The organism is Wolbachia endosymbiont (group A) of Dendrolimus pini, from assembly GCF_964026835.1.
GTDB classification, from domain to species: domain Bacteria; phylum Pseudomonadota; class Alphaproteobacteria; order Rickettsiales; family Anaplasmataceae; genus Wolbachia; species Wolbachia pipientis.
The window spans coordinates 46,717-61,316 of sequence record NZ_OZ034702.1 but is presented as its reverse complement, the minus strand read 5'-3'; the positions used below and the strand labels follow the sequence as shown (position 1 = coordinate 61,316).

The window sequence follows — 14,600 nt, the reverse complement described above, 5'->3', positions numbered from 1 at the left end:
AATATGTTTAAAATTATAAAAAAATCTATAGAGTGGGGTGGTCGTGCCTTATCTTTAGAAACAGGAAAAATAGCACGCCAAGCTCATGGTTCAGTAGTTGTAAATTACGGTGATACTTCTGTTTTAGTAACTGTTGTACGTAAAAAGAAGGAAGAAAGCGTTGATTTCCTACCTTTAAATGTGCAGTTTATCGCAAAAAGCTATGCCATGGGTAAGATCCCTGGCGGGTTTTTTAAAAGAGAAGGCAAGCCATCTGATAGAGAAACTTTAATCTCAAGAGTAATAGATAGAAGTATAAGACCACTATTCCCAGAAGGATTTCATGATGAAATTAGTGTGGTGTGCAATCTATTAACTTATGATACAGTCAATCCTCCTGAAGTGCCAGCATTGATTGGTGCTGTTGCAGCTCTTGCAATTTCTGGTGTTCCCTTTCACTTTACTATAGCTGGAGTGATGGTTGGTTGTGATGAAAATAATAACTATATACTCAACCCTTCTGTTCAAGAGATGAAAGCAAGCAGCTTGGATCTGTTTTTGTCTGGTGATGAAAATTCAATTTTAATGGTTGAATCAGAAGTGAAAGAGCTCTCTGAAGAAAATGTTTTTAATGCAATAAAATTTGGCCATGAACACCTTAAGCCTGTCATTAAGCTCATAAAAGAGTTTGCTGATACAATTGGCAATAAACCTGAGAGCTTTGCCCCTATTGATGCATCAGATATAACACAAGAGCTCGAAAAATACGGTAAAGATTTTGAAAAAGCATATTCGCAAACAGTAAAACAAGAGCGAGTTCAAGCTCTAGAAGCGATCAGAGAGAATATATTGAATACTCTTAAAGAAACTGGAAAAGACGAAAAGTTAATTACGTATGCAGTAAAAAACTTTGAAAGATCTTTAGTACGTGAAATAATTAGGAAGAAAAGTGTAAGGATAGACGGTCGTAAGCATGATGAGATACGTCAGATAGAAGTTGAAGTTGATATTCTGTCCAAAACTCACGGTTCTGCACTATTTACAAGAGGCAATACTCAGGCACTGGTTGTTACTGCTCTTGGCACCACTCAAGATGAGCAAATTGTGGATGATATTGAAGGGGATAGACGTGAGCATTTCATGTTGCATTATAACTTTCCCTCATTTGCTGTTGGAGAAACTTCTGCTGCGCGTGCACCAGGAAGAAGAGAAATCGGTCATGGCAAACTTGCTTGGAAAGCAATTCATCCTGTTTTACCCGATAAGTCTGAATTTCCTTATACAATAAGAGTAGTGTCCGAAATTTTGGAGTCTGATGGTTCTTCTTCTATGGCAACAGTTTGTGGGACTTCTCTTGCTTTAATGGATACGGGTGTGCCAATAAAGGCCCCTGTTGCTGGAATTGCTATGGGTCTCATCAAAGATAAAGACGAGTATGTAATACTTTCCGATATACTTGGTGATGAAGATTATCTTGGTGATATGGACTTTAAAGTAGCAGGAACTAGTGAAGGGGTTACGGCGCTACAAATGGACATGAAAATTTCTGGTATAAGCTTTGAAATTGTTGAAAAATCTTTAGAACAGGCAAAAGCTGGAAGATTACATATTTTAGAAAAAATGAATGCAGTGATTTCAGAACACAGTGATGATGTCAAAGACCATGCACCAAGGATGTTATCATTTTACATAGATAAAGACAAAATTTCTGCTGCTATAGGTTCTAAGGGGAAAAATATACGCAGTGTGTGTGAAAGAAGTAATGCAAAAATTGAAATAGGAGATGATGGTAAAGTTTCTGTTTTTGCTACGAGTGGCACTGAAGCTGAAATTGCAAAGAGTATGATGATTGATTCAATAACAGAACTAGAACAAGGTTCTATAGTTGATGTCAAGGTTGTAAGAATAGAGAAGTCTATTGTAGAGCTTGAATTTCTTAATGGCAGAAAAGGAAAAATGCACATAAGTGAAGTAGCTAATGAACATATAGATTCTATAGAGAGCGTACTTAAACAAGATGATACTTTCAAAGCACTAGTAATTGACTTCGAAAAAGGTGGGTGTCCAAAGTTGTCAAGACGTCGGGTTGACCAAGAGACGGGAGAGTTTTTTGAAGGTGAGCTTTACAACGAGGAAAGGAAAGATGGTCCAAATGACAGGGATAATTATTACAATAATTCATTTAGTAGAAAACCTGGAGGAAGTCACCATAAGAGGCCTCCTCGTCCTCGTTCTGGTTTCAGCAACAGAAATAGGCCGAAATTTGGTAATAATGATTCATCATCAGGTTTTTATTAAGAGTAAACTTCTTGCGTTACCTCTCGTCATTCCAGTGCTTAACACTGGAATGACACCCTTTCTGGTGAAGGTTGTTCTCAAATCACAATGTTAGTACAATTGTGGTGTTAGCTATAGCTAACCCAAGGTATCCGTTCAGCGGAGTGGTAGAATAAGGTAGACAAAGTGATCTAAAAAGATAATCATAGAGCAAAAGTGAGGTAATGTGGTAAACCTTTTAGAACTTTGCAAAAATTTACAGCAAAAAATAGAAAAACTGAAAGCAGAGATAGAAAACTTAAAAGCAGAAAATAAAGTTTTAAAGATAGAGAACGCTGAATTAAAGGAAAGGCTTGGTTTAAACTCGAAAAATTCATCTCTACCGAGCTCTAAAGAATTGTACAAAACAAAAAAGGATAAGCCAAAAAGCGAAAGGAATGTTGGCGATCAGGTTGGGCATAAAGGAAATTTTCATGCTACAATGGAAGCGGATAAAGTAGTAAAAATAGAGTTGCCTAATATTTGCGAATGCGGAGGAGAGCTTGTAATATGCGAAAAACCTTATGTTCACCAAAAAGTTGATCTTCCGGAAATTAGGCCTTATGTAGTATAGCATTTCTCATAATAGTCCGAACAGGTCATAGGAAGGCAGAATCAACAGCACGACGAAAGGATTCGAATAGAGGAATGTTTTTCCTGGCTCTGTTTTTTATAGCAAACCAATGATGCTCAATTTTGTTGAAATCTGGAGAATAAGGCGGCAGATACAAAATTTCTGCACCAACCCCTTTAGCAAGCTCGATAATCTTATCAGACTTATGAAAAGTAGCATTGTCAAGAATGACAGTCTGTCCAGGTTCCAAGATCGGTGTCAAAAATTGCTCAAACCATCCATTAAAAACATCCATATTACAGTGGCCTTCAAAGGTTAACGGAACAACTATCTTTCTTCCACTTAAGGCTGCAACCATACTGATTCGTTGAGTTTTCTTTCCAGATTTTAAGGCATAAAACCGCTGTCCTTTCTGGCAATATCCGTAGGGGTAGTCTTCGGTGTTATCAATGCCAGACTCATCTATATACACTAAGTTTTTAGGTTCTTTTGTCGCTATAATTTTCAAAAATTCAGCACGTTTTTCTTCGTTTCTTTCCTTGTATCCATATGTCTTTTTTTGCGCGTAAATCCAATTTTTTTAAGGGCTCGATAGATCGTTTGGATACTAACGTTGTTCCAAAGTTTAGCCATTTCCGATAGAGTCTTTCCTCCGTGTTCTCTGGCAAATTTGGCAAAGGTATCCCAGTCGGTAATTTTGTGATTGTAACCCCCATTTCCAAGTTTTTTTGATTGAAAGTCTCCTGTTTCTTTTCTTCTTTGCTGCCACTCCCATAAAGTAGTTCGTCCAATCTTAAATCTTGCTGCCACTGTTTCTCTGCTTTCTCCTTCGTCTAGCGCTTCCATTGCTTTTTTTCTTAAATCATAACTATATGCTGCTGGCATTCAACCTCCTTATCATCATCTACCCTTATCCTATCACATCCGGACTTTTATGGAAAGAGCTATAATATGGAAGATATCGAAATTGCTATAGACAGTACAGGAATTAGTATATACAACAACACACAGCAAGGAAAATAGCACTGACAGAAAATATCGTGGCTATGAGCAAACGAGAAAATTGCACGTAATGTTGAATATAAACAACAAAAAAGCCATAGCTGTAAAATACAGTAACGGTGTCTACTCTGATCACTATGGAGCTTGTGATTTGCTAAAAGAAGTTGATTTTCAGCATGCCATAAAAGCACTATATGCAGATAGAGCATGTGATAGGCACAAGTTTTATAAGTTGTGTAACGAATATGATATAAAGACAAAAATTCCACCAATAAACAATGCGGCAGAACATCCAGAAATAGATTATATGTCTGACAGGAATGCTGCTATTAGGTTAATAAAATTATACGGTGAAGATGGCATGAAAGAATGGAAAAAAGAAGTAAATTATGGGAAAAGATCTTATATTGAAGGGTTTTTCTCAAGATTAAAGCAAATATTCGGATTTAGTTTTAGGAATAAATCTGAGATAAATCGAGAAAAAGAACTGCTAATCAAATGCTATTTGCTTAATAAATTCACTGATATTGGTATGGCTAAATTTGAGATAGTTACATGAATTTACCATAAATCACCATCTCATAAAGTGTGATGCAACAAAGCCATCCCAGTGTCTGGGCACTGGGATGACACCCTTTTGGATGGAAACCAGTGTCAGGTACTCGGATGACACCATTTACAACCACTCTCCTACCCTTTCTAGCTGTTTATAGCTGTTAAATCTCAGGAATTTATCAAAATATGGAGAGGCAATAAAGGGTGTGGAATTACTTAAATAGTTAGATAAAAAACCAGGCAGATCATTTTTTAATTCTTGCATTTTGTATCTATAATTTTGTATAGAAATAACTTTTATTTTATCATAATCAAGTTTCCAATAAGCAAGTTCTGAGACTTCTCTTTTTGTTATATGTTCTACCGCTAAGGCTTGTAAAATTAATTGCGGAAAAAATCCCGACATTACTTCTTCATTGGAAGGTGGTGTACCAAGCTTATAGTCTATAATTGCCACTTGCCCACTTGGTAGATACTCAACTCTATCACATCTTGCTATCAGTGAAATTTCTTGTGGCTTATTTGTCATCCAAGCAGTTTCATACTGATCACAAGAACCAGTGTCACGCGCTGGAATATGAAATATCGGACAGGAAAAGTTCTTTTCCAACTCAACATAATTGCTTCGAGTTTCATCAAATTCGACAAAAGATTGAATTATCTTTTGTAGTCTTACCCACCACATATTTGAAAAATTAAACTGACTAGTCGAAAATGCTTCTCGTGCAATGCTCATTGGAGATTTTTTGTTGCGTAAATATCTTGCAAGAATGTTGTGTACCATAGTGCCAAATTCCAATATCGATGGCTTAAAATTCAAGTCTCTTAATTGTTTAAGACCCAGTATATATTCAACGTAAAATGAATAAGGATTACGAATTAGCTTTTCTATTGCACTGCAAGACATCACCTGCATTTTTTCTTTTCTAACTTCGGTTTGAGGTTTTGGCATAGGCTGAGTACATGGAACAATACATTCAGGCGTATTTAATATCCTTAGCCAATCACGATACGGCTGCTTCCCCTCCTTGAGTAGAATTTCCAAACGCTGCAATAGAATTGGCTTTCTATGGCTTAGCGATCTTGTAATATAAACCTTACTTGCACAAAACAAATTGTGTAAAGTATAAAAAAAATACCCCTGCTCTTCTTGCACGGAAGGAAGATTAAATTTTTCTCTCGTAAATGCATTCAAAAGCGGATTTTGAAAGCTTGGCGCTTCATTAAATCCAGCAAGTATTACAACTTTGTTGTGATATAAGCTGAATTTATTCAAGTCACTTGCTACAGAGAAAAACTCTTTCTCTAAAAATAAGGTCAGAATTTGGCTATATAACTCTAAGGAGCACTTAATTTCTACACCCTCACATGCATTCAAGAAATTACAGGTGAAATTACCTATTTCACTATTTAGCTCTGAAAAATTTATACCAGATAATATATTAATACACTGCAAATGAGTTGCTACCACATCAGAAATAGAGTAATTTATAGAATTAAGCAAAGGATTAAATATAGCCTCTAACTTATTGATAATAAGTAATATATCTTCTTTATGTTTTAGCTTTTTATGGGCATTGATAGCATTTATAATATCGCTCAGGCCATTTGTACTAAAGTTGCGTAATATCTCTATTTCAAATTCAGATAAAATCCGAGTGTACTCTTCTTGAGTGTAACCAAAAGTCACTAGCCTATGTTTAAGGAGCGAAAGTAATGACACACTGCTCCAATTTGAGGTCAAAACTTCGATACTATAAAGCAGAAGCGTTATATAAGGGTAATTTTCCGGTATGGCACTGTGTTGCCTTGATAAACATGCTATACGAGCTGCAAGTAATTTATCAAAGACGACCAAAGAAATGTTTTCATAACCTTCATTTTCTATAATTAATGATGTCACTTGTGCTTCTTCCTCTCTGGAATCACAAGTGATGACTTCAATATTGCCAACATGTCCACTACTAACTTTGCTTAGATCGGCAGTTGTATCAAAGACGTAATCTAGATATTCCTCAGGACTTCCTGTTATCCCAGCCCTTTCTTCTGTCATCCCAGTGCTTGACACTGGGATCCAGTTTTCATTATACAGCCACCTGGTGCGCTCATTTAAAGTTAAGTTTTCTGGATCCCAGTGTCTGGGCACTGGAGAACACGCTTCTGGCAGAAAACTTACATCCTCTCTGCCTATACTTAAATAACCTAGCAGATCTTTCAGACAATATTGATAGTGTTTTTTATCAAGCAATTTCCAGTCTTTCTCTTTAATTTTCAAATTCAGGTTAGGCAAAATTATTTCTCCAAACGGCAGGTCATATATAGCCTTAATTAACGACTTATCCTTTCCAATTCCAACAAAGATTATATGTTGGTCTTTTTGTAAAGAGATTATCATATTGTTTATGTAATCACTCTTATGTTTTAATATATCTACTACTTCTAAATCTTTTAAAGTTTTACTCCAAGTCTCAGTGAGTAAGCTTATGAAATTCTCTATTTTTTTTGAATGTTCATCAAATTGATAACAATCCGTTGTTTGGGTAGATTGAATTTTATCAAGCAGTGATGGCAGGCTATAAGCTAAATCAATTGGAAAATTATCATTATTTTTTCTATTCCACTCCAATATGAATTGAATGAGTAGCAGTGTCCTTTTTGTTGGCTTGATAACTTTAACCCTATCAAGATTTAATATTAAATCTTCCTCATCAATATTCTCTAGCGAAACTATCTCTGGCAAAATTATGCATTTTTTAGCGTTATGATTCTTGAATGCACTCAGCAGCGCTATCACATCCCTCTTGCAAGGAAGTATGATTTTTACTTCAGGAATTTTTTCTCTTTCATATTCAGAAAATATGTGCTGAACCAGCACATCAAAAAGAGATTCATCCACATTAACGGTAAAAACTCTTCCCACTAACAGTAACAATTAATACAATATTTTATTGTATAGAAATTATTCAAAATATAAACGTGCTTGTATGCTATTATATATTAAAATTTTTTATAACATTACATGGCAAACATTAGAATAGAAGTTTTAAATAAATGCGAGCAAATTGGCCGCAGATGGTTAGTCAACGTTTACTCGATTTACATACGCAAAGGATTACCATCCAAATTATATGAAGAAATTTGCGGGCTATTTTATAATAAAGTCATACAAGACTGCCGTTATTATTCCTACAATGAAAACCTTGAAGAAGTTCCGTATGATTTCATAGAACCACAAGCAAAGTGGGGCTTGGAAATAAGCTTCTTACCTGGCATGACCGATAATGTAGGCAACACAGTGAAACAAATTGTTAGAGAATATTTAATAAACAAGGACTACATTGATGAAAATGTTTGTATAAAAGCAAGAAGTTCAAAATTGATTCTAAGTCAAGCAACTGAAGATGATATAAAACAAGAATTTAATCCTATCACTGAGTATTGCATTCTTGTTTATAAAGAAAACGGCAATTGCTATTGGAGGCATTACGGTAAATTAAAAGGTGTCATCCCAGTGCCCAGACACTGGGATCCAGAAAACTTCAAGCAATTGTATAATGAAAACTGGATTCCAGTGTCAAGCACTGGAATGACAGAGGGGGAAACAGGAATGACAGAAGGGAGAGCTGGAGATACCCACTCCGGTGTCATTCCAGCGCGTGACCAGGAAAAAAAAGAATGGATCCCAGTGTCAAGCACTGGGATGACAGAAGAGAGCACTGGGATGACATCAAGTAGTAATGGGGCTAAGTCTGTTGACCTCAATGTAAGTGACCAAGAGCTTGAAAAAATTAGTAGAGATGGAATCGATGGCAATGGCACTTTAGGTCTCTCCCTTGCAGCAATGAAGGATATAAAGGATTACTTCAATAAACTTGGCAGAAATCCATATGATATCGAACTTGAGTCTCTGGCACAGACTTGGTCTGAACATTGTAAACACAATATTTTTTGCTCCCCTATTGATGAAATAAAAGACGGTCTATATGCTCACTATATTAAGCGTGCAACGCGTGAGATAAATTCTGACATATGTGTGTCAGTTTTCTCTGACAACGCAGGAGGAATAATTTTTGATGACGATTACTTGATTGTAGATAAAGTTGAAACCCACAATAGCCCTTCAGCTCTTGATCCATTTGGTGGAGCAATGACTGGGGTACTTGGAGTAAATCGTGATATAGTTGGTTTCGGGAAAGGCGCGGAGCCTATAATGAATACCTATTACTTTTGCTTTGCCAAAGAAGCAAAAGGCAAATTTTATAGGGATAAAGAGCGCACTGATGAGATCTTACCGCCAAAATATATAATGAAAAAAGTGATCCATGGTGTTAATGTTGCTGGTAATTGCTCTGGTATTCCAACACAACTTGGATCGGTATATTTTGACGATAGATTTTGTGGCAAGCCGCTGGTTTTTGTTGGCAGTGTCGGAATTATTCCGCGCAACATAAATAACGCACCTTCTCACATTAAAGGACCAAAAAATGGCGATAAAATCGTAATTATTGGTGGAAGAGTTGGAAGGGACGGAATTCACGGCGCAACGTTTTCTTCAGAGGCTTTGTCGGGAAACAGCCCTTCAACGATTGTGCAAATTGGTGACCCTATAACACAAAAAAAACTATCCAATGCCGTCATAAAAGCAAGAGATCTTGGTCTTTATAATGCAATAACGGACAATGGAGCAGGTGGGCTGTCGTCGTCTATTGGTGAAATGGGAAAAGACGGATTTGAAGTTGATTTGAGCAAGGTTCTCCTTAAAAACGATGGTATGGCTCCGTGGGAAATATGGATATCAGAATCACAAGAGAGAATGACCTTAGCAGTGCCAGAAGAAAATCTCCCTATGTTTAAGCAAATCATGAAAAAACATGATGTGGAGGTTTGTGTGATTGGAGAGTTTAATGAGAGTGGTAAAGCCGTTGTTAAATGTCCTAAAGGGACAGTAATAATGGATATCGGAACTGAATTTCTGCATGATGGTAATCCTAAAATGCATTTACAGACAAAGCCGTGGTCTAAGGGGCTTCCAGCGCCACGCGCTGGAATGACAACAAGTTCGCCTTCTTTAGAAATTGAATTAAAAGAAATGTTAAGCAGACCAAACATTTGCAGTAAAGAGTTCATAGTGGTGCAATATGATCATGAGGTTCAAGGATCGTCAGTGTTAAAACCACTGCAAGGCAAGGGAAGAATGTGCAGCGAAGCTATTGTCTCAAGGCCTGTTCTTTCTTCAAATAAAGGTGTTGTAAAATCGCAAGGATTTGGCTCAAGTTATGGAGAAATTGACACCTACCACATGGCAGCATGTGCAATTGACACCGCGATACGCAACTATGTAGCCGCAGGAGGAAATATAAATCATCTAGCGTTGCTCGACAATTTTTGCTGGTGTGATGCTTATAATCCAGAAAGGTTGTGGCAACTAAAGAAAGCTGCAGAGGCTTGTTACGACTTCGCAACTGCATTTAAAACACCATTCATATCCGGAAAAGACAGTATGTTCAATGACTTCAAGGGATATGATGAAAATGGCGAGAAAGTGATAATCTCTGCACCACCTTCATTACTCATCTCAGCAATTGGAATTATAGAAAATATTGAAAATGCGGTATCGCTTGATGTAAAAATGCCAGGGGACTTGATATATGTGCTTGGAGAAACACTTGATGAACTTGGTAGATCTGAATATCAGTTATATAGTGGAATAGGTAATAACAACGTACCAAAAGTTGATGCAAAGAGCGCTAGGAAGTTGTATGAGCGTTACAACCAGGCAATAAAAGATGGCATAATTGCCTCTGCAATTGCACCAAACTTAGGCGGATTAGTTATTGCTCTGGCAAAATCGCTAATTGCAGGAGACCTTGGTGCTGAAATCGATCTTTCACTAGTGCCAATAGGAAAAATACAAAATACAGACATAATAAACAAGATAATAATGTTTTCTGAATCGCAAAGTAGAATTTTGGTTACTATTGCACCACAAAATCAGAAGAGGTTTGAAGAATTGTTTGAAGGTGCAGTTTATTCATGTATTGGCAAAGTAACAGAGAAAAAGGTGCTAAACATAAAGGATGTTTTAAAAGTAGATCTGAAAGATGTGGCATGCTAATATAAAATATTTTTCTTATTATGCTAAATAACTCTTTTACTATATGTAATGTTTATTTAGAATGAATGTATGTTATTAATTTTGGGTAGGTAATTATGTCTATTTTATCGATACTCCTGTTTATCAGTCTTTCTTTACTCAACACTTCAAATAAATTGATGATATGTGCTGCCTTATTTGTGGGAGCTGCTTTAGTTGTAAATTCAATGGTTGAATTTTATGGCAGAAGCAAAGCTACGTACAACTTAATAGTGTGTACAGCGCTATGTTGTGTTTTTAAATGGCAAAGTTTTAATTTGATGATATTGATTTCATATACTGCAATTTTAGTATCTCTTCTCTCAAGCATAATTATTTTTGAAAAATTGAAGTCCAAGTTGAATTTTCATATGGCAAATTTCATTACTTTAATTATAGCATCAGTGGTTGATAGTGCCGTTGTATGTGTTGGATTACTATACAAATTTTCTGCAGGTAAATGCTTATCAATATACATTAGAGATTTAATTTTTAAGTTTTCTTATGTGTCAGTATTGAGCATCTGCTTGTTTGTAGGAATGTATTTATTTTGCTTGGCGAACAAGAAGTATTTTAAGATTTCCACATAACCTGTTTTCTGATATAGCTAAACTGACTTTGGGTCCTGGGGGTGTATTTGGTGGTCCTAATACGTAACAACAGTTTAGAATTTATAGGTAGCCTAAACCCACAACTGTACAAACACTATGATTTGAGCCTATCAGGGGGGTGTCATTCCAGTGCCCAGACACTGGAATCCAGAAAAAAGAATGGTGTCATCCCAGTGCTTGACACATAGCTGTACGAACATTCATTTTTGAAGGTAAATTGCACAGCAAATGGTGTCATTCCAGTCTGGAATCCAGAAATTTTGCTTATAACTGAGCTGATGAGCTAAAGGTAGTTGTCTTACGCTAAAACAAACGTTTTTAATTAAGTTGCATAGAACCAGTGTCTGGGCACTGGCCCACTGGTGGGAATTGCTCCTAAACTACAACGTTCGTACAGCTATGTGCTTGACACTGGGATGACATCATAGGGGCACTGGCCTACTTAACCGTCATACCGTCGCGGTATCTCAGCCGCTAACAAGTAGCGGAATGACGATTTATCAAACGCTGCTTAATTTTCCGTAACAGTTGAAAAAATCAATAGAAAATCAATATATCACTATAAATTCACGTATTTTGAGGCTATAATGGTTAATACGCTATATGGTATAATATGGACGATTTTATCAGAGTTAAGGGCGCAAGGGAACATAATCTGCAAGGTGTAGACGTCAATATACCGAAAAATAAGCTAGTTGTTATAACTGGGCTAAGTGGTTCTGGCAAGTCTAGCCTTGCATTTGATACGATTTATGCAGAAGGCCAACGCCGGTACGTTGAAAGCCTGTCAGCTTACGCGCGTCAATTTCTCAACATTCAGGATAAACCAGATGTTGAGTCGATTACAGGTCTCTCTCCTGCAATATCTATCAACCAGAAATCGATCTCAAAAAATCCAAGGTCAACAGTTGGAACTGTTACCGAAATTTACGATTACTTGCGCTTAGTATATGCACGAATAGGAGTTCCTTATTCACCTGCAACTGGATTACCAATAACAAAACAAACGGTGTCTCAAATTGTAGATACTATAATTGCGTTACCTTTAGAAACTAAGATATATATACTTGCCCCTGTTGTGCGTGGTAGAAAGGGAGAACATCTTAAAGAGATATTGGAAATTAAAAGACAAGGTTACGTAAGGTTCAAAATAGATGGTGAAGTGTACAATGTAGATGACTTGCCTAAACTCGATAAGAACAAGAAACACGACATTTTTGTGGTTGCAGATAGAATATCAATATTGGGCGATATAGGAAATCGACTGCCAAGTAGTATAGAATCCGCACTAAAACTTGGTAATGGTCTAATGTATGTAGAAATAGTAAACCTACCTGACAACCATAATTCCGAGTATAAAAATGGTCAAATTCTGACTTTTTCAGAGAATTTTGCATGCCCCGAGTCTGGTTTCACTCTTGAGGAAATAGAACCAAGATTATTTTCTTTTAACAGCCCTTACGGTGCATGTGGTTCGTGTAATGGGCTTGGTAAAAAGCTGGCTATTGATGTGAAGCTGATAGTGCCAGATGAAACTCTTTCAATATCTGAAGGCGCTTTAAAGCCAGTGGGATCAATGTTCCGTCAAGTGCACACAGGTTATGGATTTTTAAAAAGTGCAATTCTATCACTGGCTGAAAATTGTAAATTTAGCCTTGATGTTCCGTGGAAGAACATAGATCAAGAAGTAAAAGATATGATACTCTTTGGCTTCGGTAAATTTCAAGGTTTGGTCAGTATCTTAGAAAACCAGATGGATTATGATGAAACGCTTGTTGAGCGATATTGCTCTGTTACTCACTGCAGAGAATGCACTGGCTATAGATTGAGAAAAGAAGCGCTTACAGTAAAAATTGATAGCAAACATATAGGTGAAATATCAGGGCTTAGTATCGATGAATCCCTTAAGTGGTTTGAAAATTTGCCAGACAAGCTCACAGAACAACAGAAGCAAATCTCAAATAAAATACTAAGTGAAATAATCAAGAGGCTAACATTTTTAAAGAATGTAGGGTTGAATTACCTAACGCTTGATCGAGAATCTAGCACTCTCTCTGGCGGCGAGAGTCAGAGGATCAGACTTGCTTCGCAAATTGGCTCAGGATTAACGGGGGTTTTATATGTTCTTGATGAACCCTCGATTGGCCTTCATCAATGTGATAATGATCGGTTAATTGCCACACTAAAAAACTTAAGAGACATGGGTAACACTGTAATCGTTGTTGAGCATGATGAAGATACAATAATGGCTGCTGATTATGCGATTGATATTGGTCCTGGAGCTGGCGTAAATGGTGGAAAAGTTGTTGCAGAAGGAACACCAGACCAGGTGCAAAGAAATTCGGGGAGCATAACAGGGCAATATTTGAGTGGAGAGAAAAAAATTTTAATTCCAAGGAGAAGAAAGCAAGCAACTCAGTTCATAAAAGTAATAAATGCATGTGAAAATAACTTAAAAAATGTGAACGTTAAATTTCCTATAGGGAATCTTATTTGTGTTACTGGAATATCAGGAGGGGGAAAATCAAGTTTAGTCATAGAAACGTTATATAAATATTCAGCACATAAGATACATCATTCGTCTGCAAGGTATGGTCAGTGTGATAGAATAGAAGGCCTTGAATATATAGATAAAGTTATAGAAGTTGATCAGTCGCCAATTGGTAGAACTCCTGCGTCAAATCCAGCAACATATGTTGGTATGTTCACTCATATAAGAAATTGGTTTGCAGGTCTTTCGGAGTCAAAAGCAAGGGGATATAATATAGGCCGGTTTTCATTTAATACCAGAGGGGGAAGGTGTGAGGCTTGTAAAGGTGATGGGCACTTAAAGATAGAGATGCATTTTCTACCGGACGTTTATGTGAAGTGTGAGCAATGTAAAGGGCGAAGGTATAATCGGGAAACATTGGAAGTTACTTATAAAGAAAAATCAATCTCTGATGTCCTTGATATGACGATAGATCAAGCTTGTGATTTTTTTGAAAACCTTCCAATGGTAAAAGAAAAGTTGATTTCTTTGCAGGAAGTGGGGCTTGGCTATATAAAACTCGGACAGTCGTCAACAACGTTGTCTGGGGGTGAAGCACAACGAATAAAGCTGTCCAAGGAGCTATCAAAACGATTTACCGGAAGAACATTGTATATTCTTGATGAGCCAACAACTGGATTACACTTTGAAGATATAAATAACTTACTAAAAATACTCCATAGATTAGTCGATCTGGGAAACACTGTTATAGTTATCGAGCACAATTTGCACGTTATAAAAACTGCAGATTATATAATAGACATCGGACCAGAGGGCGGAATAAAAGGCGGAGAAGTGATTGCTACTGGAACTCCAGAAGAAGTGGTAAAAATTCCAGAAAGTGTTACAGGCAGGTATCTTAAAACGTATTTATTATAAACTATTTCTTAATTATATTAG

The 14,600-nt window shown here is 36.7% G+C and carries 7 protein-coding genes and 1 pseudogene; 6 read left to right on the top strand and 2 right to left on the bottom strand.

Annotated elements, in window-relative coordinates; translation table 11 throughout:
* The first annotated feature begins 3 nt into the window (after positions 1–3).
* Positions 4–2,277 carry a polyribonucleotide nucleotidyltransferase gene (pnp, locus tag AAGD66_RS00255; RefSeq protein ID WP_095742791.1) on the top strand — a complete coding sequence of 758 codons (2,274 nt, stop codon included), beginning with the start codon at positions 4–6 and terminating at the stop codon, positions 2,275–2,277.
* 205 nt (positions 2,278–2,482) lie between these two features.
* Positions 2,483–2,866 (top strand): annotated as a pseudogene (locus tag AAGD66_RS00250) (DUF6444 domain-containing protein); the annotation flags it as partial.
* A 28-nt stretch (positions 2,867–2,894) separates the two neighbouring features.
* On the opposite strand, the gene AAGD66_RS00245 reads toward AAGD66_RS00250, so the two are convergent.
* Positions 2,895–3,754, bottom strand: a protein-coding gene (locus AAGD66_RS00245) for an IS630 family transposase (RefSeq protein WP_264705388.1) whose coding sequence is annotated in 2 segments (ribosomal slippage) — positions 2,895–3,430 and positions 3,430–3,754 — 861 coding nt in all. Because the reading frame shifts where the segments join, the coding sequence is not laid out codon by codon here.
* Between the two features lie 187 nt (positions 3,755–3,941).
* Here AAGD66_RS00245 and AAGD66_RS00240 point away from each other — a divergent pair.
* Complete coding sequence (locus AAGD66_RS00240; protein WP_151807721.1) at positions 3,942–4,430, top strand: transposase; 489 nt, start codon at positions 3,942–3,944, stop codon at positions 4,428–4,430.
* Positions 4,431–4,547: 117 nt separating this feature from the next.
* Here AAGD66_RS00240 and AAGD66_RS00235 read toward each other — a convergent pair whose 3' ends face one another.
* Positions 4,548–7,346, bottom strand: coding sequence for a WPE palindromic element domain-containing protein (locus AAGD66_RS00235; RefSeq protein WP_196770128.1), 2,799 nt, complete (start codon positions 7,344–7,346; stop codon positions 4,548–4,550).
* Positions 7,347–7,445: 99 nt separating this feature from the next.
* Here AAGD66_RS00235 and AAGD66_RS00230 point away from each other — a divergent pair, with 99 nt between their 5' ends.
* The 3 genes from AAGD66_RS00230 (at position 7,446) to uvrA (ending at position 14,579) form a co-directional block, all read left to right on the top strand.
* Positions 7,446–10,541 (top strand): AIR synthase-related protein, encoded by a 3,096-nt coding sequence (locus tag AAGD66_RS00230; RefSeq protein WP_155969433.1) that lies wholly within the window; start codon positions 7,446–7,448, stop codon positions 10,539–10,541.
* Positions 10,542–10,636: 95 nt separating this feature from the next.
* Positions 10,637–11,149 (top strand): hypothetical protein, encoded by a 513-nt coding sequence (locus tag AAGD66_RS00225; RefSeq protein ID WP_006279733.1) that lies wholly within the window; start codon positions 10,637–10,639, stop codon positions 11,147–11,149.
* 634 nt (positions 11,150–11,783) lie between these two features.
* A complete protein-coding gene (gene uvrA, locus AAGD66_RS00220; protein ID WP_264373775.1) occupies positions 11,784–14,579 on the top strand; it encodes an excinuclease ABC subunit UvrA in 2,796 nt (931 codons plus the stop codon).
* Positions 14,580–14,600 lie beyond the last annotated feature (21 nt).

What these genes read in the sequence shown, in the direction of transcription:
- pnp (WP_095742791.1), top strand. Translation starts at nt 4, where the DNA reads ATGTTTAAAATTATAAAAAAATCTATAGAGTGGGGTGGTCGTGCCTTA.
- AAGD66_RS00240 (WP_151807721.1), top strand. Translation starts at nt 3,942, where the DNA reads ATGTTGAATATAAACAACAAAAAAGCCATAGCTGTAAAATACAGTAAC.
- AAGD66_RS00230 (WP_155969433.1), top strand. Translation starts at nt 7,446, where the DNA reads ATGGCAAACATTAGAATAGAAGTTTTAAATAAATGCGAGCAAATTGGC.
- AAGD66_RS00225 (WP_006279733.1), top strand. Translation starts at nt 10,637, where the DNA reads ATGTCTATTTTATCGATACTCCTGTTTATCAGTCTTTCTTTACTCAAC.
- uvrA (WP_264373775.1), top strand. Translation starts at nt 11,784, where the DNA reads ATGGACGATTTTATCAGAGTTAAGGGCGCAAGGGAACATAATCTGCAA.